This is a genomic window from Escherichia sp. S10b (assembly GCF_028421345.1).
GTDB lineage: Bacteria > Pseudomonadota > Gammaproteobacteria > Enterobacterales > Enterobacteriaceae > ECMA0423.
Map to the genome: position 1 here is coordinate 1 of NZ_JAHZSO010000086.1, position 744 is coordinate 744.

1 protein-coding gene is annotated in these 744 nt (G+C 55.9%); it reads left to right on the plus strand.

Annotation, left to right across the window (positions count from 1 at the left end; genetic code table 11):
- Positions 1–744 (plus strand): type IV secretion system DNA-binding domain-containing protein (locus FTE26_RS07115; RefSeq protein WP_272457528.1); only part of this gene is annotated, 744 nt, incomplete at both ends.

A 744-nucleotide genomic window follows, 5' to 3' on the forward strand; every position in this document is an offset into this window, starting at 1 on the left:
GGAAGCCCGTAAGTTCGGTGGCTGTTATGTGTTTGGTATCCAGTCCTATGCCCAGCTGGAAGATATCTACGGTGAGAAAGCGGCTGCCACGCTGTTTGACGTCATGAACACCCGTGCCTTTTTCCGTTCTCCCAGCCATAAGATTGCAGAGTTCGCTGCCGGTGAGATTGGTGAGAAAGAGCACCTGAAAGCCAGCGAGCAGTACTCCTACGGTGCTGATCCGGTACGTGACGGGGTATCGACCGGTAAGGATATGGAGCGCCAGACGCTGGTCAGTTATTCCGACATTCAGTCTCTGCCGGATTTGACCTGTTATGTCACCCTGCCCGGACCGTATCCGGCAGTAAAACTCTCACTGAAATATCAGGCACGTCCGAAGGTTGCCCCTGAGTTTATTCCGCGTGACATCAACCCGGAAATGGAGAACCGCCTGAGCGCCGTACTTGCCGCAAGGGAAGCAGAAGGTCGTCAGATGGCCAGCCTCTTCGAACCGGATGTGCCGGAGGTTGTTTCCGGAGAAGACGTGACTCAGGCTGAACAGCCGCAACAGCCGCAACAGCCGCAACAGCCGCAACAGCCGCAACAGCCGCAACAGCCGCAACAGCCGCAACAGCCGGTGTCTCCTGCCATCAACGATAAGAAGTCAGATTCAGGTGTGAATGTTCCGGCAGGGGGGATCGAGCAGGAGCTGAAAATGAAACCGGAAGAAGAGATGGAACAGCAACTGCCACCCGGGATCAGTGA